Source organism: Streptococcus sp. F0441, from assembly GCF_000314775.2.
GTDB lineage: Bacteria > Bacillota > Bacilli > Lactobacillales > Streptococcaceae > Streptococcus.
Window position 1 is genome coordinate 1,167,559 of record NZ_KB373321.1, and the last position, 19,145, is coordinate 1,186,703.

General features: G+C 41.2%; 21 protein-coding genes. 9 read left to right on the forward strand and 12 right to left on the reverse strand.

The genetic code is table 11. The features are described from left to right. Positions 1-63 precede the first annotated feature (63 nt). Positions 64-411, forward strand: a complete 348-nt coding sequence (locus HMPREF9188_RS05610; RefSeq protein WP_009730191.1) for a thiol reductase thioredoxin — start codon at positions 64-66, stop codon at positions 409-411. 33 nt (positions 412-444) lie between these two features. Here the strand turns inward: HMPREF9188_RS05610 and HMPREF9188_RS05615 are convergent, their stop codons facing one another. The 8 genes from HMPREF9188_RS05615 to HMPREF9188_RS05650 all read right to left on the reverse strand — a co-directional run bounded on the left by HMPREF9188_RS05615 (position 445) and on the right by HMPREF9188_RS05650 (position 8,008). Continuing rightward, positions 445-1,254, reverse strand: coding sequence for an MBL fold metallo-hydrolase (locus HMPREF9188_RS05615; protein WP_001290612.1), 810 nt, complete (start codon positions 1,252-1,254; stop codon positions 445-447). A 1-nt stretch (position 1,255) separates the two neighbouring features. Beyond that, a complete protein-coding gene (gene vicK, locus HMPREF9188_RS05620; RefSeq protein WP_000568719.1) occupies positions 1,256-2,605 on the reverse strand; it encodes a cell wall metabolism sensor histidine kinase VicK in 1,350 nt (449 codons plus the stop codon). Then, positions 2,598-3,305 carry a response regulator YycF gene (yycF, locus tag HMPREF9188_RS05625; protein ID WP_009730192.1) on the reverse strand — a complete coding sequence of 236 codons (708 nt, stop codon included), beginning with the start codon at positions 3,303-3,305 and terminating at the stop codon, positions 2,598-2,600. Before yycF ends, vicK begins: the two co-directional genes overlap by 8 nt. 69 nt (positions 3,306-3,374) lie before the next feature. Then, positions 3,375-4,541, reverse strand: coding sequence for an A/G-specific adenine glycosylase (gene mutY / locus HMPREF9188_RS05630; RefSeq protein WP_009730193.1), 1,167 nt, complete (start codon positions 4,539-4,541; stop codon positions 3,375-3,377). Between the two features lie 82 nt (positions 4,542-4,623). Further along, complete coding sequence (gene pta, locus HMPREF9188_RS05635) at positions 4,624-5,598, reverse strand: phosphate acetyltransferase (RefSeq protein WP_009730194.1); 975 nt, start codon at positions 5,596-5,598, stop codon at positions 4,624-4,626. A gap of 43 nt (positions 5,599-5,641) precedes the next feature. Next, positions 5,642-6,538: an RluA family pseudouridine synthase gene (locus HMPREF9188_RS05640; protein WP_009730195.1), complete on the reverse strand. Its 897-nt coding sequence runs from the start codon at positions 6,536-6,538 to the stop codon at positions 5,642-5,644. Beyond that, the gene (locus tag HMPREF9188_RS05645) at positions 6,535-7,353 is read right to left on the reverse strand and encodes an NAD kinase (protein WP_009730196.1); all 819 of its coding nucleotides are present in this window, start codon (positions 7,351-7,353) and stop codon (positions 6,535-6,537) included. The genes HMPREF9188_RS05640 and HMPREF9188_RS05645 overlap by 4 nt, the downstream gene beginning before the upstream one ends. Beyond that, the gene (locus HMPREF9188_RS05650) at positions 7,337-8,008 is read right to left on the reverse strand and encodes a GTP pyrophosphokinase (RefSeq protein ID WP_009730197.1); all 672 of its coding nucleotides are present in this window, start codon (positions 8,006-8,008) and stop codon (positions 7,337-7,339) included. Before HMPREF9188_RS05650 ends, HMPREF9188_RS05645 begins: the two co-directional genes overlap by 17 nt. A gap of 128 nt (positions 8,009-8,136) precedes the next feature. Here HMPREF9188_RS05650 and HMPREF9188_RS05655 point away from each other — a divergent pair, with 128 nt between their 5' ends. The 7 genes from HMPREF9188_RS05655 (at position 8,137) to HMPREF9188_RS05685 (ending at position 12,864) form a co-directional block, all read left to right on the forward strand. Next, complete coding sequence (locus HMPREF9188_RS05655) at positions 8,137-8,706, forward strand: CYTH domain-containing protein (protein WP_009730198.1); 570 nt, start codon at positions 8,137-8,139, stop codon at positions 8,704-8,706. A gap of 67 nt (positions 8,707-8,773) precedes the next feature. Next, positions 8,774-9,733 (forward strand): ribose-phosphate diphosphokinase, encoded by a 960-nt coding sequence (locus HMPREF9188_RS05660; protein WP_009730199.1) that lies wholly within the window; start codon positions 8,774-8,776, stop codon positions 9,731-9,733. Between the two features lie 9 nt (positions 9,734-9,742). Next, the gene (locus tag HMPREF9188_RS05665; RefSeq protein WP_009730200.1) at positions 9,743-10,885 is read left to right on the forward strand and encodes a cysteine desulfurase family protein; all 1,143 of its coding nucleotides are present in this window, start codon (positions 9,743-9,745) and stop codon (positions 10,883-10,885) included. After that, positions 10,863-11,210: a DUF1831 domain-containing protein gene (locus tag HMPREF9188_RS05670; RefSeq protein WP_000863520.1), complete on the forward strand. Its 348-nt coding sequence runs from the start codon at positions 10,863-10,865 to the stop codon at positions 11,208-11,210. Before HMPREF9188_RS05665 ends, HMPREF9188_RS05670 begins: the two co-directional genes overlap by 23 nt. A gap of 6 nt (positions 11,211-11,216) precedes the next feature. Then, positions 11,217-11,426, forward strand: coding sequence for a DUF4649 family protein (locus HMPREF9188_RS05675; protein ID WP_009730201.1), 210 nt, complete (start codon positions 11,217-11,219; stop codon positions 11,424-11,426). Positions 11,427-11,514: 88 nt separating this feature from the next. Then, positions 11,515-12,159 (forward strand): redox-sensing transcriptional repressor Rex, encoded by a 645-nt coding sequence (locus HMPREF9188_RS05680; RefSeq protein ID WP_009730202.1) that lies wholly within the window; start codon positions 11,515-11,517, stop codon positions 12,157-12,159. A gap of 15 nt (positions 12,160-12,174) precedes the next feature. Further along, on the forward strand, positions 12,175-12,864 hold the full coding sequence (locus HMPREF9188_RS05685) for a gamma-glutamyl-gamma-aminobutyrate hydrolase family protein (protein WP_009730203.1): 690 nt from the start codon (positions 12,175-12,177) through the stop codon (positions 12,862-12,864). Here the strand turns inward: HMPREF9188_RS05685 and radC are convergent. From radC to HMPREF9188_RS05705, 4 genes are all read right to left on the reverse strand, one after another. After that, positions 12,861-13,541, reverse strand: a complete 681-nt coding sequence (gene radC / locus HMPREF9188_RS05690; protein WP_009730204.1) for a RadC family protein — start codon at positions 13,539-13,541, stop codon at positions 12,861-12,863. The genes HMPREF9188_RS05685 and radC overlap by 4 nt on opposite strands. A gap of 42 nt (positions 13,542-13,583) precedes the next feature. Next, entirely contained in the window at positions 13,584-15,875 is a 2,292-nt protein-coding gene (gene pcrA, locus HMPREF9188_RS05695; RefSeq protein ID WP_009730205.1) for a DNA helicase PcrA, read from the reverse strand. Positions 15,876-15,963: 88 nt separating this feature from the next. Then, positions 15,964-16,476, reverse strand: a complete 513-nt coding sequence (locus HMPREF9188_RS05700; protein ID WP_009730206.1) for a GNAT family N-acetyltransferase — start codon at positions 16,474-16,476, stop codon at positions 15,964-15,966. 71 nt (positions 16,477-16,547) lie between these two features. After that, positions 16,548-18,218, reverse strand: a complete 1,671-nt coding sequence (locus HMPREF9188_RS05705) for a formate--tetrahydrofolate ligase (protein WP_009730207.1) — start codon at positions 18,216-18,218, stop codon at positions 16,548-16,550. Between the two features lie 229 nt (positions 18,219-18,447). Here HMPREF9188_RS05705 and coaB point away from each other — a divergent pair, with 229 nt between their 5' ends. Further along, positions 18,448-19,137 carry a phosphopantothenate--cysteine ligase gene (coaB, locus tag HMPREF9188_RS05710; protein WP_009730208.1) on the forward strand — a complete coding sequence of 230 codons (690 nt, stop codon included), beginning with the start codon at positions 18,448-18,450 and terminating at the stop codon, positions 19,135-19,137. The last annotated feature ends 8 nt before the right edge of the window (positions 19,138-19,145 follow it).

The window sequence follows — 19,145 nt, forward strand, 5'->3', positions numbered from 1 at the left end:
AATCTAAGCAATTTTAGGAACTTTGTGGCATACTAGTTTTATCAAAAAAAGAGAGGTATTCTTATGAATCAGTTTTTAGAAAATATTAAAGATCTTGAAGTCACAACTGTTGCCCGTGCTCAAGAAGCACTTGATAATAAAGAAACTGCAACCTTCTTCATCGGTCGTAAAACTTGCCCTTACTGCCGTAAATTTGCTGGTACATTGGCAGGTGTCGTATCTGAAACCAAAGCCCACATCTACTTCATCAACAGTGAAGAACCAAGCCAACTCAATGAATTGCAAGAATTCCGCTCACGTTATGGAATCCCAACCGTACCAGGCTTTGTCCACATCTCTGATGGACAAATCAATGTCTGTTGTGACTCTTCCATGTCCGCACAAGAAATCAAGGAATTTGCTGGATTGTAAAAAATATAAAAAAGAAGGCACTCGCCTTCTTTTTTATATATCTGTCAATGGTGTTGCAGTATCTGGGGAAGTGTCGTAAACTTTAAAGTCTACTCCTACTCCCAGATCAGCTTGTGCTAGCTGGTTAACCATGGTCATATGAGCCAGCTCCTTGATATTGTTCTCTTTGGACAAATGCCCGAGGTAGATTTTCTTGGTTCGATTTCCCATTGCACGAATCATGGCCTCAGCACCATCCTCGTTAGAGAGGTGACCGAGATCCGATAGAATTCTCTGTTTGAGACGCCAAGCGTAAGATCCTGCTCGCAAGATTTCTACGTCGTGGTTGGACTCGATGAGATAACCGTCTGCATTTTCGACAATTCCTGCCATACGGTCACTGACGTAACCTGTATCGGTCAGCATGACAAAGCTCTTGTCGTCTTTCATAAAGCGGTAAAACTGGGGTGCTACCGCATCATGGCTAACCCCAAAACTCTCAATATCAATATCGCCAAAGGTTTTGGTTTTACCCATTTCAAAAATATGCTTCTGCGATGAATCCACCTTACCGAGGTACTTGCTATTTTCCATAGCCTGCCAAGTCTTTTCATTGGCGTAAAGATCCATGCCATATTTGCGAGCTAAGACACCGACTCCATGGATATGATCTGAATGTTCATGCGTAATCAAAATCGCATCCAAATCTTCTGGCTTACGATTGATTTCGCTCAAAAGACTGGTGATTTTCTTACCAGACAAGCCTGCATCCACTAAGATTTTCTTTTTTGGAGTTTCCAGATAAAAGGAATTTCCACTGGAACCTGATGCTAAAATACTGTATTTAAAGCCTTTTTCACTCATTCTAGTCTTCTATTTCGTCCTCCCATATTTCTTCTTTTACGGCATCCTTATCATAAGGGAGCACTATGGTAAAGGTTGAGCCCTTACCGTATTCGCTTTTTGCCCAAATAAAACCATTGTGTTGTTTGATGATTTCTTTCGCGATAGCCAGACCCAAACCAGTCCCACCTTGAGCACGACTTCTTGCGCGATCCACACGGTAAAAGCGGTCAAAAATCCTAGGCAAATCTTGTTTTGGAATCCCAAGACCCTGGTCAGAAATTGATAAAATCATCTGGTCATCCGTGGTTTTCATGCTAACCGTAATCTTCCCACCATCTGGTGAATACTTGATGGCATTGTTAAGAATATTATCAATCACCTGGGTCATCTTATCCGTATCAATCTCAATCCAAACTGAAGTTATTGGATAATCTCTCACTAGCTCATATTTTTTCTCTTCATCCTGATTTCTCATCTTATCAAAACGGTTGAGGATGAAGGTGATAAAGGCTGTAAAGTTAATCAACTCTATATCCAGTTTAGTAGTCGCATTATCAATACGAGAGAGATGTAAGAGATCTGTCACCATCCGCATCATACGGTTGGTTTCATCGAGTGAAACCTTGATAAAATCAGGGGCAACAGGATCATAAAGAGCTCCCTCGTCCAAGGCTTCAAGATAAGATTTTACACTGGTCAAAGGAGTCCGCAACTCGTGACTCACGTTCGAAACAAAGAGTCTTCGCTCACGCTCTTCCTTCTCCTGCTCGGTCGTATCATGTAAAACGGCAACCAAACCAGAGATGAAACCTGACTCACGGCGAACCAGAGCAAAACGTACACGAAGGCTTAGGTATTCCCCATTTACATCCTGGGAGTCAATCGTTAACTCAGGAATCTGTGTAATCAGGTCACGCAGCTCATACTCATCTTCTATCTTTAGTAATTCGAGGATGCTTTTATTCAGAACATCTTCTTTCTGCACACCGAGCTGTTTCTTGGCCATATCGTTGATCATGGTAATCTGGCCACGGCGATTGGTCGCAAGAACGCCATCTGTCATGTAAGAAAGAATACTGTTCAATCGTTTACTCTCTTGTTCCAGATTTTCTTGGGTCAAACGAATAACTTCTGACAAATCGTTCAGATTATTGGTGATATTGGTGATTTCTGTACTTCCTTGCAAGTCCAAAACTTGAGAATAATCACCTGCAATCAAGTCCTTAACCTTTTGATTTATCTCCTTCAGACGGATATTATCCCGACGATTTTCAAGTAACAGCAAGGTCACCACCAGGATAAAGCCAAGTAAAATCAGGATAAAGATAAAATCGCTGGTCAGAATAGTTTGTCTAATATCTTCAATCATTATTTCTCATATAGTATCCTACACCACGACGTGTGAGAATGTACTCTGGACGACTTGGAGTATCTTCTATTTTCTCACGCAAGCGTCTAATGGTCACGTCCACTGTACGAACATCACCAAAATAGTCATAACCCCATACAGTCTCAAGCAAGTGTTCACGTGTAATCACTTGTCCAATATGAGATGACAAGTGATACAAGAGTTCAAACTCACGGTGGGTTAAATCTAACTCCTCACCATATTTCTTAGCCACGTAAGCATCTGGAACGATTTCCAAATCACCAATTTGTAAAGACTGCGTCTTCTTCTCATCGGACTCTTGGCTATCCACAGAAACCAGGTCTGTACGACGAAGGAGAGCCTTAACACGTGCTTGCAACTCACGGTTTGAGAAAGGTTTTGTAACATAATCGTCTGCACCTAACTCTAAACCTATAACCTTGTCAAACTCACTATCCTTAGCTGAGAGCATAATAATCGGAACACTACTAGTCTTACGAATAGCTTTAGCAACTTCTAAACCATCAATTTCCGGAAGCATCAAGTCTAGAATAATAATATCTGGTTGCTCTGCTTCAAATAGCTCAATTGCTTCACGACCATTAAATGCGGTTACAACTTCGTAACCTTCCTTGGTCATATTAAACTTAATAATATCCGAGATTGGTTTCTCATCATCTACAATTAATATTTTTTTCATTTTATCACCTTTTCTCTATCTATTATAACAAAAAAATACAAAGAAGGCACAAATGGCTACTGTAAGCCTTCATTTTCGAGAGTTGTTTTCATAAGCCTGCCAAATTTTTTGTTGAGGTTTAGCAAGTGGATAATCAGAAAACTCCTGAGGAGAAACCCAACGAACTTCTCTGTCAGAAAACTGTTTCGAATCTGTCACTTGACCTGCTAGGATTTGAATATGCCATTTCCGATGACTAAATACATGCTTGACCTGGTCAAATACTTGCTGGGACCAATTCACTTCTAAATCATAATCCTGCTCAAAACTTTCCTGGGGTGTTGGACCGAAAGTAACACTTTTTTCAGCGATCTGAGCAAACAGATTCAGCTGTTCCTCTTCCTGTGAAAACTCCTCTACTTCTATCAAGGGGAAATGCCAAAAACCGGCTAGCAGTTTCTCACTTTCATTTTTCTCAAGAAGATATTGACCACGGTCATTGCACACAACCAAAGCCTTGAGATATATTGGGAGAGGCTTTTTCTTGGGTTCTTTGATTGGATATCGATCCATGGTTCCATTCTGATAGGCTGCGCTAAATTCCTTAACAGGACTTTCTTCTGGTCGAGGGTTAACCGGAGACTCTATATCAGAGCCCAAGTCCATCAGAGCTTGGTTAAAGTCACCTGGTCGTTTCGGGTCAATCAAGATTTCCATAATAGCTTGGAAAATCTTGCGATTGCTGGGAACTCCGATATCATAATTTACCTCAAACAAGCGCGCTAAAACTCGCATGACATTGCCATCAACTGCTGGCTCGGGTAAATTAAAAGCGATACTGGAAATTGCTCCCGCAGTATAGGGGCCAATCCCTTTCAGGCCAGAAATTCCTTCATGGGTGTTTGGAAATTGACCACCAAAGTCAGATATAATCTGCTGAGCTGCAGCCTGCATATTGCGTACTCGAGAATAATAGCCCAAACCCTCCCAAGCCTTCAGCAGACGCTCTTCAGGGGCATTTGCCAGACTTTCAACAGTTGGAAACCAGTCCAAGAATCGTTCATAATAGGGAATAACTGTATCCACCCTGGTCTGCTGGAGCATGATTTCAGATACCCAGATGTGATAAGGATTTTTACTTCTCCGCCAAGGTAAATCTCTTTTTTTTTCATCATACCAGTTGAGGAGTTTCTCACGAAAAGAAATGATCTTCTCCTCCGGCCACATGACGATACCGTATTTTTTCAAATCTAACATATATCTAGTATAACATAGAAGCTTCTAGCTGTCCTTTTCTCAGTACTAAAAAGCCTCTTTCCATGGGAAAGAGGACTAAATCTTATTGATGAACTGCTTGAGCTGCTGTGATAAGGGTCAACTTGTAAACATCATCTGCATTACATCCACGAGAAAGGTCGTTAACAGGTTTGTTCAAACCTTGCAGAACTGGACCTACAGCCGCAAAACCACCGAGACGTTCTGCAATCTTGTAGCCAATATTTCCTGCTTCGATACCAGGGAAGATAAAGACAGTTGCTTGCCCAGCAACGTTACTTCCTGGAGCTTTCAATGCTGCAGTTTCAGGGTGGAAGGCTGCATCAAATTGCAACTCACCATCAATCTCAAGGTCTGGACGCAAATCATGAGCGATTTTAGTCGCTTCAACAACCTTATCAACGCTTGCACCAAAGCCTGAACCTTTAGTAGAATAGCTTAGCATGGCAATTTTAGGCTCGATACCAAACATCTTAGCTGTGATTGCTGAATTGATCGCAATTTCAGCCAAGGCTTCTGCATCTGGATTGATATTAATGGCACAGTCTCCAAATAGATAACGTTCTGTACCACGTACCATAAGGAAGGCACCTGAAGTACGAGTAACATTTGGGCGTGTTTTGATAATTTGAAGGGCTGGGCGAACTGTTGAGGCAGTTGAGTGAATCGCACCAGATACCATACCGTCAACCAAGCCCAAGTAGACTAGCATCACACCAAAGTAGTTGACATCTTCAACCAAAACTTTGCGCGCTTCTTCTTCAGTCATTTTGCCTTTACGACGCTCTACTAAAGCAGCAACCATTTCTTCAAATTGAGGATAGTGTTGAGGATCGATCACTTCATAACCATCCACAATCCCTTCGATTTCAAGATAAATTTTGATTTTTTCTGGGTTTCCAAGCAAAACAGGAATTACTTCTGTTTCTTTTACCAAGCGTTTTGTTGCTTGAAGAATACGTGGCTCTTCCCCTTCAGGGAGAACGATACGAGCATTTTTGCCAACCAGGTTGGCTTTAAGATTTTCAAAAACTTCCATGAGTTTTCTCCTTTAAGAAAATAAATTATACTCCAAATAGTTTTTAAAGAGTATTAGTTGATAACTGAGTAATTAGATTGCTAAAATCATCCGGCAAGGGGCTTTCTAATTGCAAATCTTGCTCTAGAAAAGGATGATAAAAAGATAAATAATGACAATGCAGAGCCTGACGTTGAATCCCATCGTCTAAGCTTCCTCCATAGAGATCGTCTCCCAACAAAGGAAAACCAATATGAGAAAAATGCACTCGGATCTGATGAGTTCGTCCAGTATGCAGTTGAATATCGACCAAGTGAATATTTTCGTAAGAAGCTACAACTTTATATGATGTATGGGCGTATTTCCCACCCTTGGCAACTCGTCTTGTGATAATGGAGTCCACATCACGCGCAATCGGGGCAATAATCTCCCCTTCAGGCTCCAAAACACCAGCTCCTTTAACCAAAGCAAAGTAGCGTTTCTCTATAGACTTTCGCTGCAGTTGCTTGTCTAAACGTGCATGAGCGTAGCCGTGCTTGGCAAAAAGCATCAAACCAGATGTATCTCTATCAAGCCTAGTCACGATGTGAACTTGCTGGTTTTCATAGTTTTGCTTGACATAGTAGCCCTTGATAAAATTGGCAATGGTATTGGAGTGATTGACACTGGGGATGGAAGCCACTCCATAAGGCTTATTCAAAACCAGAAAATGGTCATCCTCATAGAGAATATCCAGTGGACGCTCAATTGCTTCCAACGTTTCAAAGCCTTCCTCTGCTGGAATGTCAATAGTCACCCTGTCTCCAATATCTAAGAGATAAGTCGCATTTTGAGGTTGGCCATTGACCAGAATAGCCCCACCTCGAAACTTAATCTTAGCCAAAAGTCCCTTAGAAACCTCATGTTTCTTGAGGAAGGTCTTGACTTTAACATGCTCATCTGCGGTAAATTCGAACCTCATTCATCCACCTCGCCGATGAAGGCATCTTTGACACGATTCCAGAAACTAGTGTGACTTGGAGTCGCTACGAAGTGAATCTTGTGATGGTCGATTTGATACTCAATCCGTTTGATATTACGGAAGGAATAGACGCTGTTATCGACTGATATCGTATGGTAATCATTGCGTGTCGGCAAAAGTTCAATCTTATCTTTTTTGGGAATAATGATTGATGAACCCAAAGTGCGATAGACTCGGTTGTTAAGACTCGCTATCTCCGTCAACTGCAAGGCTTCAATGGTAGGATGCAAGACAGCTCCACCCAAGGACTTGTTGTAGGCAGTACTTCCCGTCGGCGTTGAAACAGTCACTCCATCTCCACGAAATCTCTCGAACGGAACATGGTTAATGATGATATCCGCAACCATGGTGCGGTCTGATCGACGGATGCTCGCTTCATTTAAAGCACGGAAGATTTTCACATCTCCATTTTCAAGCGTTACCTTAACATTCAAGACCGGATAAGAAACTTTGGCACCAGTATCTAGCAGAAGATTAGTCACCAACTGATCCAACTCAAAATCACGATAATCTGTGTAAAATCCCAAATGCCCTGTATGAACACCTACAAATCGAACCTTGTCTAACTGATTCTCATACTTGTGAAAGGCAGACAAAAGCATTCCATCGCCACCAATCGAAATGACGATGTCGGGATTGGTATCGTTCAGTATAAAATGTTGTTTCTTGAGTTTTTCCCTCAGCTCATGCAAAACCTTCTGACTTTGTGGCTTTCTATTTGCTATGAGGTCAACTCGTTTACCTGTATTCTTCATCTGTATCGTCACTATTTCCTACACCATCGTTTAGTTTTCTGCTCAATGGATCAAAGAGAGCCTGCGCTTCCTGGATATCATCACGAATCTTACCCATTTCTTCATCCAGTTGATAGGCTATTTTCGCTGTGATTTCTAGCCTTTTCCTGATTTCTTCTGGAAAATCGCCCTGATATTTATAATTGAGCGAGTGTTCAATCGTAGCCCAGAAATTCATGGCTAAAGTCCGTATTTGAATCTCCGCCAAAATCGTCTTCGCTCCGTTGATCGTATCAACCGTGTACTCGACAACCACGTGATAAGAACGATAACCTGAAGCCTTACGATGAGTAATATAATCTCGTTCCTGAACGACTCTCATATCTTGGCGTTTACGTAGAATCTCAACTACTTCTTTAACGTCATCAACAAACTGAACCATGACACGTAAACCAGCAATATCTTGCAGATCATGTTCTAGATTTGCATAAGTAATTCCTCGACGAGCCATCTTTTCTTTGATACTTTCAATCGGTTTGACACGACCCGTTACAAACTCAATCGGAGAATGCTTGTTTTGCTTACGATACTGTTTGCGAATTCCCCGAAGTTTGATCTTCAACTCACCTACAGCCTGAATGTAAGGATCTAAAAATTCTTCCCATTCTATGGTCATACTTTCTCCCTTGTAATGTTTGATTGCTCTGTCGAAAATCTTTGATTTTTTCAGTACATTCGTATACAATAAATACATTGTCCATTATACCATAAATCGCTTTCAAAGATATAGAAAAGGTTGAAAAAATGAAACATTTAGAAATAGAATTGAAAACACTTCTGAAAAAAGAGGAATATGATTATCTAAAAAAACAGTTTTCCCATATCCAACCCGTCCTTCAGAAAAACTACTACATTGACACACCTGATTTTCAATTGCGTGAAAAGAAGGTTGCCATGCGCATTCGCACTTTTGCAGATTGGGCGGAATTGACCTTGAAAGTGCCTCAAACTGTAGGAAATATGGAATACAACCAGAAACTAACTCTTCCAGAAGCTGAATCGTACCTAGAAAAACAAAAACTACCTCAAGGGCTCGTTCTAGAAAAGCTCGCTAAGATTGGTATTGAAAGTCATGACTGGCTTGTTTTAGGCTGCCTTTCGACTCTTCGTTATGAAACGAAAACAGAAATCGGCTTAATGGCCTTAGATGAAAGCCACTACTTTGATCATACAGACTACGAACTGGAGCTAGAGGTCACTGATCACGAGAAAGGAAAACGAGATTTTCAACAATTTCTTTCAGAAAATAATATCACTTACCAAAAAGCTCCTTCAAAATTAATTCGTTTTATTAAAAGCATGAAAAAAAGCTGAAATAATCTCCATTTTCTGGTAAAATAATGGAGATAAAATATTTAGAGTTTACAGAGGACGGTCTATAATGTCAGATAGAAACAACATGAAACTTTTTGCACTTAATTCCAATCATGAAATTGCACAAAAAATCGCAGAAACGGTTGGGGTACCTCTCGGAAAATTATCTTCACGCCAATTTTCTGATGGTGAAATCCAGGTCAACATTGAAGAGAGTGTCCGTGGTTACGATGTCTACATCATCCAATCAACCAGCTACCCCGTTAGCAACCACTTGATGGAGTTGTTAATCATGGTCGATGCTTGTGTTCGTGCCAGTGCTCATAGTATCAACGTTGTCCTTCCTTACTTTGGTTATGCTCGTCAGGATCGTATCGCTTCTTCTCGCGAACCTCTCACTGCAAAACTGGTTGCCAATATGCTTGTCAAGGCTGGTGTAAGTCGTGTTCTAACGCTTGACCTCCACGCTGTTCAGGTTCAAGGTTTCTTTGATATTCCGGTAGATAACCTCTATACAATTCCTCTCTTTGCTAAACACTACAGCGATAAAGGGTTGCTGGGATCAGATGTCGTTGTTGTTAGTCCAAAAAACTCTGGCGTCAAACGTGCCCGCAGCTTAGCTGAATATTTAGATGCACCAATCGCAATAATCGACTATGCTCAAGACGATTCAGAGCGTAGCCAAGGTTATATCATCGGTGATGTTGAAGGCAAGAAGGCCATCTTGATTGACGATATCCTAAATACTGGACGTACTTTCTCAGAAGCAGCAAAAATCGTCGACCGCGGAGGTGCTACTGAGATTTATGCCGTATCTAGTCACGGACTCTTTGTAGAAGGAGCTGCTGAGCTTCTTGACACTGCTAACATTAAAGAAATCCTTGTGACAGACTCTGTAGCAACCAAAGAAAGAACTCCGGAAAATGTATGTTATATCACCGCTAGCGAATTGATTGGTGATGCCATCGTCCGTATCCACGAAAGAAAACCAGTTAGCCCACTCTTTGCATATAATAAAAAGGAATAAGGTGATTCTTTGATTTATTTGGACAATGCTGCCACTACTCCTATGTCAGCAGTAGCTATCGCAGAAATGACCAAGGTCATGCAGGAAACCCATGGGAATCCTTCAAGTATTCACAGTCATGGTCGCCATGCTGGCAAATTGCTCCGTGAAGCCCGTCAGGAGTTGGCTCACTTACTTGGAACTAAGCCACAACGAATCTTTTTCACATCTGGCGGTACAGAAAGTAACAATACCGCTATCATCGGCTATTGTCTCCGTCATCAAGAGCGTGGAAAACACATCATCACGACAGCTATTGAACACCATTCTGTCCTTGAGACCATTGATTATCTGGTTCAACATTTTGGTTTTGAAGCGACCATCATCCAACCAGTAAATCAAGAAATCACTGCCCAGCAGATTCAAGAAGCGTTGCGTGACGATACCATCCTAGTTTCTACCATGTATGCCAATAATGAAACGGGCAGTCTCTTGCCAATCGCTGAGATTGGACATATTTTAAAAGAGCATCCTGCTGCTTATCATGTTGATGCTGTTCAAGCTATCGGAAAAATCCCTGTCCATCCAGAAAAATTAGGAATTGATTTCCTCAGTGCTTCTGCTCATAAATTCCATGGACCAAAAGGAATTGGTTTTCTTTACGCTTCGTCTATGGACTTTGATTCCTATCTTCACGGTGGGGACCAAGAACAAAAGAAACGGGCTGGAACAGAAAACCTTGCTGCCATAGTCGGTATGGTTGCTACCCTCAAAGAAGATCTGGATCATCAGGCTGAGCATTACCAAAAACTAGAAAGATTAAAAACTGCTTTTCTAGAAGGAATTGCAGGTCTCAACTACTATCTCAATGAAAGCAAACACCAACTTCCTTATGTTTTCAACATTGGCTTCCCTGGTCAAAAAAATGATTTGCTCTTACTCCAGTTAGACCTTGAAGGAATTTCAATCTCAACTGGTTCAGCCTGTACTGCTGGTATTGTGCAAACGAGCCATGTCCTAGAAGCTCTTTATGGACCCTATTCCCATCGTTTAAAAGAGTCTGTCCGTATCAGTCTTTCTCCCCTTAATACCGAGAAAGAACTGAAACAACTGGCTCAAACCTTAAAAAATATTATTGGAGATTTACCTAATGGCATTCGAAAAAACCATTAAACTACAAAACTGCCGCTACGACTATACACTTAGTCCATCTGTAAAAAAGTTTACACTAAAAGACAATACTTTCTTTGAAACAAAGGTCGGAAACTACGAACTGACTCGTCTACTTGAAAAAGTTCCTAATAGTGGTGAAGGCTTCCTACTAAAAATTATCATCAACAAAGAGCTTACAGGTGTTAAAATTAATATCACTGACAAATCAGGTCTTCGTTTGGTGAATATCTTTAAATCTGAAGAACACCATATCCACCAAGAGAAATTCTACTTCCTCATGGACAGTCTTGTAGAACGCGGAATCTTCACAAAAGAAGAGAGATGATTGGCTATGTTTCGTTTGACTTATAAAGATAGCTATCAAGTAGAACGTACACTTGAATTTGCCGATTACGAAGAGCTTATGCTATCACTATCAGGCTGTGTTACCCTGCCCGACACTCTCCTAATCAGCTCCTTAACACTGAATGATAACGTGATTTATCAAGGATTAGTTGGCGATCTCTACCGTTTTTTATCACAAACTAATTTTTCAGATTAAAACTAAGAATTCTCTTAGTTTTTTCTTGTTTTTGTTGATTTTTTCACAAACTTTCTATAAAATAGAAGCATAGAAAGGTTGTGATTTTGTGAAAGATAAACAGTCTGCTACTATTCCAAAAGCAACAGCAAAACGACTCTCTCTTTATTATCGAATTTTCAAACGATTTAACACAGAAAAAATTGAAAGAGCAAATTCTAAACAAATTGCTGAAGCTATCGGTATTGACTCTGCTACTGTTCGACGTGATTTTTCTTATTTTGGTGAACTAGGCCGTCGTGGATTCGGTTATGATGTTAAAAAACTGATGACGTTTTTTGCTGAACTCCTAAATGATAACTCCATCACCAATGTAATGTTGGTTGGAATTGGTAATATGGGGCATGCTCTTCTTCACTACCGCTTCCATGAGCGCAACAAGATGAAGATTATCATGGCCTTTGACCTAGATGACCATCCAGAAGTTGGCACCCAGACACCTGACGGGATTCCAATCTATGGCATCTCTCAGATTAAAGAAAAGATCAAAGAAGCAGATGTCAAAACTGCTATCCTAACTGTTCCAAGTGTTAAATCACAAGAAGTTGCCAATCTTTTGGTTGATGCAGGTATAAAAGGTATTCTTAGTTTTTCACCCGTCCACCTTCACCTTCCAAAAGATGTGGTCGTTCAGTATGTCGATTTGACAAGCGAACTCCAAACCCTCCTCTATTTTATGCGTAAAGAGGATTAGAAAGCGAAAGCATTTATGAAAAAACCAGTTATTGGGATTACAGGAAATGAAAAAGCTCATCCAGATGATGACATCATGATGAGCTATGCAGCAAAGGGCTTTGTTGAAGGAGTCAAGGACGCTGGCGGAATTCCGATCATCCTACCGATTGGTGATCAAGAAATGGCAAGCCATTACGTCGCTATGATTGACAAACTCATCCTAACAGGTGGGCAAAATGTTGATCCAAAATACTATGGTGAACCAAAGGCTATTGATAGTGATGACTACCACCTTCAAAGAGATATTTTTGAACTAGCACTTATCAAAGAAGCGATTAAGCAAAAGAAACCAATTTTCTCTGTTTGTCGAGGTACTCAGCTTTTCAACGTCGCCATGGGCGGCACGCTTCACCAAGATATTGAGGATCATTGGCAGGACTGTTCAGCCGAATACACGACCCAACGCCTCGTAACGGAACCTGATACCATTCTCCGAGAAATCTATGGAGAAATCTCTCACATCAACTCCTTCCACCACCAGAGCATTAAAGATCTAGCTTCAAATCTTAAGGTTGTAGCACATGATCCTAAAGATGGAATCATTGAGGCTGTGACAACTACGGACGGCTTCCCTTATCTTGGTGTTCAATGGCATCCTGAATTTCTCTTTGAGAACCGCCCCAAGGATAAAACACTATTTGACTATGTTGTTAACGAACTCTAGATTAAATCTGTCTTTTCACGGTAACTAAAGTAATCCGAGTGCGAGACAATTAGGTGGTCTAAGAAAACGATTCCCATCAGCTCACAGGCTTCCTTGACTAGCTTAGTGACATGGTCATCATTTCGACTAGGAGATACAGCACCAGATGGATGATTGTGAACGAGAATCACAGAGGTGGCCATATGCTTAATGGCATAGTGAAGGATTTCCCTTGGTTCAGCAATACTACGTGTCGCAGATCCGATAAAGATGGTTTGCTGATGAATGATTTGATTTTGAGTATTGAGATAGAGCGCCACTAGGTGCTCTTGTTTTTTGTCGCCAAGTTCCTGTTGCATTTTTTTAGCTAGCTTTTGACTACTGAGAATACTTTCCATCTCAAGGGTTTCATGTTTGTGAATGCGATTCCCCAGTTCAATCACTGCTTGTAGTTCAATAGCTTTGATACGTCCAATACCAGACAGACTCTGCAATTCCTGCAGGGTCATTTTTTTCAAATCAGTTAGACTGGTCAAACTGTTCAAGATTTTCTGGGAAATTTCAAAAACATTGGCCTGACGCGTTCCGGTTCTGAGTAGTATAGCTAGCAATTCTTGATTGCTCAGAGCCTCTACTCCTTCTTTAACTAGTCTTTCTCTAGGTAAGAGTGAATCTTCTTGGAATGAAATACTGTACATAAAAATCCTCCTCACTATATTATTCGTGAGAAGGATGAAAAATTAGATTTTTTTCTCAATTGGGGCAACACTGGCTAAGAGTTTTTTCAGACCCACTTCTGGGAAATTGATTTTCAATTCCTGCGTATCGCCACTACCTGAGACTTCAAGGACTGTTCCCTCTCCCCACTTCTTGTGAAGAGCAATGTCCCCAATAGACCAATTTGTCTCGCTAGACGCTGATTTTGCGCCAGCTGCAAATTGACCAAACGGGAGAGCACTTGACTGGATAGAGCTTGGAGCAGCACTGCGTTTACGGTCTTGAAGCGCCTGAGCCAAACTCATTCCTTGACCGAAAACAACGCCACCACTGCTATAAGAAGCCTTGAAACTGGTATTAGCTGGTCGAGCCAAACCTTGATACTCAAGCAAATCCGAGCTAATTTCATTGATGAAACGTGTTGGACGGTTATAGCTTGTACGACCGAAAAGCAAGCGAGAGTTGGCATTGGTCAGATAGAGGATTTTTTCAGCGCGTGTGATACCTACATAGGCCAAACGGCGTTCTTCTTCCAGCTCATCGGGATCCTCAGCTGCTCGACTAAGAGGAAAGACATTTTCCTCCATCCCAATGATAAAGACAACCGGAAACTCCAGTCCTTTAGCTGCGTGGAGTGTCATCAAAGTTACTTCAGATGTCTCCTGACTGCTTGAATCAGTGTCTGCAATCAAGGCCAGATCATTCAAGAAACGACTGAGTTTATCCAAGCCAGTTTCCTCCTCTTGGCTTTCAGGATTATCATCAAATTTTTTGGTAACAGAAAGGAATTCCTCGATATTTTCAACTCGAGCCTTGCTCTCTAAGGTCGCTTGAGCATTGAGAATATCTACATAACCTGTTTTTTCTAGAACAGCCTCAACCAGCTCGGTGATGGTTAATTGGTCCAGTTGCTCCCGCAAATCCAAAATCATATTGGCGAACTCCCAGATAGACTGGGCTGCCTTGCCTTTGACACCTGATAACATGATATTAGCTGAAGCATCTAGCATAGACATGTCTTGCATATTCGCAAAATCACGAATTTTTTCAACAGTTCCTGGTCCGATTCCACGTTTCGGCTCGTTGATAATGCGCTCAAAACTGATATTGTCACTCAAATTAGCAATGAGGTTGAGGTAGGCGATAATATCACGGATTTCCTTACGGCTGTAGAACTTGGTCCCTCCAACCATGGTATAAGGAATATTGGACTTGAGCAGGGCTTCCTCAATAGTACGGGATTGCGCATTAGTCCGATAAAGAACCGCAAAATCCTTGTGGAGGAAGTTTTGAGAGCGACCAAGTTCATCGATGGTTTTTGCTACAAAAACAGCTTCGTCTTGTTCGTCATTTGCACGATAATAAACGATTTGCTCCCCATCGGCATTCTGGGTCCAGAGATTCTTGGGGCGGCGATTTTTATTGTTTTTGATGACGTCGTTTGCGGCTTGGAGAATGGTTTTGGTTGAACGGTAATTTTCTTCTAATAAAACCACCTTGGCGTTAGGGTAATCTTTCTCAAAATCCAAGATATTCTGCATATCAGCCCCACGCCAACCGTAGATAGACTGGTCCGCATCTCCAACTACGCAGATATTTTTAAAGCGTGAAGCCAAGAGTTTGACTAGTTGGTACTGGGCATGGTTGGTATCTTGGTACTCATCAACGTGAATGTACTGGAATTTCTGCTGGTAGTAGGTCAGAACGTCAGGATTCTGATCAAAGAGACGCAAGGTCAGCATAATCAAATCATCAAAGTCAAGGGACTCAGACTGACGAAGCTCTTTTTGATAGGCTGTATAACACTGAGCTACGATTTGCGTGTACATATCTCCAGCTTGGGCAGCATAAGCCACATCATCAATCAGGTCATTCTTAGCATTGGAAATACTTCCCAAGATTGTCCGTTCATTCCATTTCTTCGGATCCAAGTTTAATTGCTTTAGGATTCGTTTCATAAGGGTACGTTGTTCACCAGGGTCTACAATGGTGAAATTACGATTGTAGCCGATATGATCCGCATCGCGACGCAGAATACGAACACACATAGAGTGGAAGGTCGCAATCAGACAGTCTTGAGTTGCTGGATTGAGGCTATATGCACGCTCCTTCATCTCACGCGCAGCCTTATTGGTAAAGGTAATGGCCAAGATATTCCAAGGATTGACCAGCTTTTCATCAATCAAATAAGCGATACGGTGGGTCAAAACCCGGGTCTTCCCAGAACCAGCCCCCGCCATGATCAATAATGGACCTTCTGTCGTTTTTACCGCCTCAGCCTGACTGTCATTCATTCCATTCAATAATGCGTTCATTTTCTCTTCCTTACTCTTGAAGTCAATGTTTCTATTATATCAGAAAACAGGGAAAATATCTTTACCTAGATTGGTTGTGAGTTGAATTCTATTCTCTCATATCATCAGGAGGAGTCAATGACTTTTGCATCCAAACGATATCATGCCATTTTCCAAACTTATAGCCTATCTTAGGGAAATGAGCCACTTGTTCATAGCCCCTCTTTCGGTTAAGAAAAATGCTCCTATCATTTGGCAAAGCGATACAAGCTAAGAAGCGTAAGTAACCCCTAGACACTAGTTCTTCCTCCAGACAGTCATAGAGTAGACTCCCTAACCCTCGACCTTCGGCTTCTTGATGCAAGTAAATTGACACTTCAACTGACCAATCATAAGCTCTCCTATCATAATAGGTGGAAGCATAGGCATATCCCAAAATTTTGCCTTCTTCCTCTAGCACTAGATAAGGATATTTAAGCAAGGTCTTTTGGATTCTTCTTTGAAATTCTTCAACACTTGGCACCTCATATTCAAATGTAATGGCTGTATTAAGGACATAAGGAGCATAAATATCAAGCAGGTCTGGAATATCAGACTCCCCTACTGTTCGAATCTTTGGCATATATTCCTCTCTCTAAAATCGAAAATGAGCTTGGATAGCTTTTCCAAACTCATTTGAATTCAATCAAACTATTAGAACAATCCTAGAACGGTTCCGTCACTTTCAACATCCATGTTGAGAGCGGCTGGACGTTTTGGAAGTCCTGGCATGGTCATGACATCACCTGTTAAGGCAACGATAAAGCCTGCACCCAATTTTGGTACTAACTCACGAATGGTAATTTCAAAGTTTTCTGGAGCTCCAAGTGCATTTGGATTGTCAGAAAAACTGTACTGAGTTTTAGCCATACAGATTGGCAATTTATCCCATCCGTTTTGAACGATTTGAGCGATTTGCGTTTGAGCTTTCTTCTCAAAGTTCACTTTGCTACCACGGTAGATTTCAGTGACAATCTTTTCAATCTTTTCTTGAACAGAAAGGTCGTTGTCGTAAAGACGTTTATAGTTTGCTGGATTTTCAGAGATAGTCTTGACAAGCGTTTCGGCAAGCGCTACGCCTCCTTCTGCGCCATCAGCCCAGACACTTGCTAGTTCAACTGGCACATCAATAGAAGCACAGAGTTCTTTTAAAGCTGCAATTTCAGCTTCAGTATCAGAAACAAATTCGTTAATCGCAACAACTGCTGGTACTCCAAATTTACGGATATTTTCAACGTGGCGTTTCAAGTTAGCAAAACCTGCACGAACTGCCTCCACATTTTCCTCTGTGAGAGCGTCTTTAGCTACGCCACCATTCATCTTAAGGGCACGAAGGGTTGCAACAATAACTACTGCATCTGGAGATGTTGGCAAGTTTGGCGTCTTGATATCAAGGAATTTCTCAGCTCCAAGGTCCGCACCAAAACCAGCTTCAGTGACTGTATAATCAGCCAAGTGAAGGGCTGTTGTTGTTGCCAAGACAGAGTTACATCCATGAGCGATATTGGCAAATGGACCACCGTGTACAAAGGCAGGTGTACCGTAAATTGTCTGAACGAGATTTGGCTTAATAGCATCCTTCAAAATCAATGCTAAAGCTCCCTCAACCTGTAAATCACCAACAGTAACTGGTGTACGGTCATAACGATAACCGATAACGATATTCGCCAAACGGCGTTTCAAGTCCTCAATGTCTGTTGCCAAGCAAAGAATCGCCATGATTTCAGAAGCAACTGTAATATCAAAACCATCCTCACGAGGAATACCATTTAGAGGGCCACCAAGTCCAACGGTCACATGACGAAGTGCGCGGTCGTTCAAGTCCACAACACGTTTCCAGAGAATACGACGTTGGTCAATTCCCAACTCATTTCCTTGGTGCAAGTGATTGTCAATCAAGGCAGAAAGAGCATTGTTGGCAGTTGTGATAGCATGCATGTCTCCAGTAAAGTGGAGGTTGATGTCTTCCATTGGCAACACTTGCGCATAACCACCACCAGCGGCACCACCCTTAATCCCCATTACTGGTCCAAGAGACGGTTCGCGGATAGCAATCATGGTTTTCTTGCCGATTTTGTTTAAGGCATCTGCAAGACCAATAGTAATGGTTGACTTCCCTTCACCAGCAGGTGTTGGGTTGATGGCAGTAACCAAGATCAATTTCCCAACTGGATTGTTCTCAACCGCACGAATTTTATCAAAACTAAGCTTAGCCTTGTATTTTCCGTACAACTCCAAATCATCGTAAGAAATCCCAAGTTTCTCCACAACATCCACGATTGGCTTTAACTCAATGCTCTGTGCGATTTCAATATCTGTTTTCATAGCAAACTCCTCTAACCTCTAATATGATAACTCATTATAACACAAAAAAAGTTTTTTCACATACAAAAAGCTTAGTAAAGTTTATAAACATAAAGTTTTAAGGCCGATTTTAGTCGTCTTTTTTACTTTTTATAAGTTTTTATAGCCAAAAACTATAATCTTGCTGGAAAATTAGAAAAAAACAAACGCTTTCTTTTGATTCTATTTTATTTTTTGGTACAATAGTCCTATGAAAATTTTAGTTACGTCAGGCGGTACCAGTGAAGCAATCGATAGCGTCCGCTCTATCACTAATCACTCGACTGGTCGCTTGGGGAAAATCATCACCGAAGCCCTACTTGCTGCTGGTCATGAGGTTTGTTTGATTACTACTCCTAGTGCTATTAAGCCAGAACCTCATCCCAACCTAAGCATTCGAGAAATTAAGAACACCAATGATCTCCTTTTTGAGATGAAAGAGCGAGTTCCAAATTACCGGGTCTTGATTCATTCAATGGCTGTATCTGACTACACACCTGTTTATATGACGGGGCTTGAGGAGGTTCAGGCTAGCTCTAATTTGGAAGATTTTTTAAACAAGCAGAATCATCAAGCTAAGATTTCTTCAACTGACGAGGTTCAGGTTTTATTCCTGAAAAAAACACCCAAAATCATCTCTCTAGTCAAAGAATGGAATCCTGCCATTCATTTGATTGGTTTCAAACTGTTGGTTGATGTCTCTGAAGATTATCTCATAGAAATTGCTAGAAAAAGCCTTATCAAGAACCAAGCAGACTTAATCATTGCAAATGACCTCACTCAAATTTCAGCAAATCAGCATCGGGCAATCTTTGTTGAGAATGATCATCTTCAAACTGTTCAAACCAAAGAGGAAATTGCAGAACTCCTCCTTGAAAAAATTCAAACCTATCATTCATAGAAAGGAAA

Bases quoted from the DNA above. Each gene is read 5' to 3' on its own strand.
- HMPREF9188_RS05685 (WP_009730203.1), top strand. From the start codon at position 12,175: ATGAAAAAACCAGTTATTGGGATTACAGGAAATGAAAAAGCTCATCCA.
- HMPREF9188_RS05700 (WP_009730206.1), bottom strand. From the start codon at position 16,476: ATGCCAAAGATTCGAACAGTAGGGGAGTCTGATATTCCAGACCTGCTT.
- yycF (WP_009730192.1), bottom strand. From the start codon at position 3,305: ATGAAAAAAATATTAATTGTAGATGATGAGAAACCAATCTCGGATATT.
- HMPREF9188_RS05650 (WP_009730197.1), bottom strand. From the start codon at position 8,008: ATGACCATAGAATGGGAAGAATTTTTAGATCCTTACATTCAGGCTGTA.
- HMPREF9188_RS05645 (WP_009730196.1), bottom strand. From the start codon at position 7,353: ATGAAGAATACAGGTAAACGAGTTGACCTCATAGCAAATAGAAAGCCA.
- HMPREF9188_RS05615 (WP_001290612.1), bottom strand. From the start codon at position 1,254: ATGAGTGAAAAAGGCTTTAAATACAGTATTTTAGCATCAGGTTCCAGT.
- coaB (WP_009730208.1), top strand. From the start codon at position 18,448: ATGAAAATTTTAGTTACGTCAGGCGGTACCAGTGAAGCAATCGATAGC.
- HMPREF9188_RS05675 (WP_009730201.1), top strand. From the start codon at position 11,217: ATGTTTCGTTTGACTTATAAAGATAGCTATCAAGTAGAACGTACACTT.
- HMPREF9188_RS05655 (WP_009730198.1), top strand. From the start codon at position 8,137: ATGAAACATTTAGAAATAGAATTGAAAACACTTCTGAAAAAAGAGGAA.
- pta (WP_009730194.1), bottom strand. From the start codon at position 5,598: ATGGAAGTTTTTGAAAATCTTAAAGCCAACCTGGTTGGCAAAAATGCT.
- pcrA (WP_009730205.1), bottom strand. From the start codon at position 15,875: ATGAACGCATTATTGAATGGAATGAATGACAGTCAGGCTGAGGCGGTA.
- radC (WP_009730204.1), bottom strand. From the start codon at position 13,541: ATGTACAGTATTTCATTCCAAGAAGATTCACTCTTACCTAGAGAAAGA.
- HMPREF9188_RS05705 (WP_009730207.1), bottom strand. From the start codon at position 18,218: ATGAAAACAGATATTGAAATCGCACAGAGCATTGAGTTAAAGCCAATC.
- HMPREF9188_RS05670 (WP_000863520.1), top strand. From the start codon at position 10,863: ATGGCATTCGAAAAAACCATTAAACTACAAAACTGCCGCTACGACTAT.
- mutY (WP_009730193.1), bottom strand. From the start codon at position 4,541: ATGTTAGATTTGAAAAAATACGGTATCGTCATGTGGCCGGAGGAGAAG.
- HMPREF9188_RS05660 (WP_009730199.1), top strand. From the start codon at position 8,774: ATGTCAGATAGAAACAACATGAAACTTTTTGCACTTAATTCCAATCAT.
- HMPREF9188_RS05640 (WP_009730195.1), bottom strand. From the start codon at position 6,538: ATGAGGTTCGAATTTACCGCAGATGAGCATGTTAAAGTCAAGACCTTC.
- HMPREF9188_RS05610 (WP_009730191.1), top strand. From the start codon at position 64: ATGAATCAGTTTTTAGAAAATATTAAAGATCTTGAAGTCACAACTGTT.
- vicK (WP_000568719.1), bottom strand. From the start codon at position 2,605: ATGATTGAAGATATTAGACAAACTATTCTGACCAGCGATTTTATCTTT.